The 486-nt window shown below is 58.6% G+C and carries 1 pseudogene; it reads right to left on the bottom strand.

Annotated elements, in window-relative coordinates:
- A pseudogene (locus FDX22_RS15925) lies at window positions 1-486 on the bottom strand (murein transglycosylase); the annotation flags it as partial.

Below are 486 nucleotides of genomic sequence, written 5' to 3'. Positions count from 1 at the left end.
GGCGATCGTGGCCTGAACGCTCAGATCCCACCAGTGATTGTTGAACGCGTAACGCGCCAGTTGTGCCTGTTCAGACTTCGTGCGGCTGGTAACCAGATTCGCCCACTCACTGCGCGCGGTATTGTCCAGGTTCCAGTACATCAGTTCTCGAACACGCGCCATTTCTGGTCCCTGAGTTAGCGCAGAGTCAACGTTGTCCGGCGCTTTATCCACTTTCAGCGCGTACTCTTCGCCCAGACGCTGTGCCGCCACCATCGGGTAGAAACCGCGCTGCTGCATAAGCTGATGCAGGATCTCTTTGGCTTCCGCATCGCGTCCGCGCTCCAGCAGCAGATCCGCCTGCCAGTAGCGCCATTCATCTTTTTCTTTGGCTTCCATTGGCAAACGCGCCAGCCAGGTATTCAGGCCACGGCGATCGCCGGTTCCCAGCGCCATGCGCACACGGCGCTCCACAAGCGTTGTGGAATTCGAGCGCATAATGGCATC

The sequence above is a fragment of the Citrobacter sp. TBCS-14 genome (assembly GCF_005280805.1).
Taxonomy (GTDB): domain Bacteria; phylum Pseudomonadota; class Gammaproteobacteria; order Enterobacterales; family Enterobacteriaceae; genus Citrobacter; species Citrobacter gillenii.
This window is presented reverse-complemented; position numbering and strand designations above follow the sequence as displayed.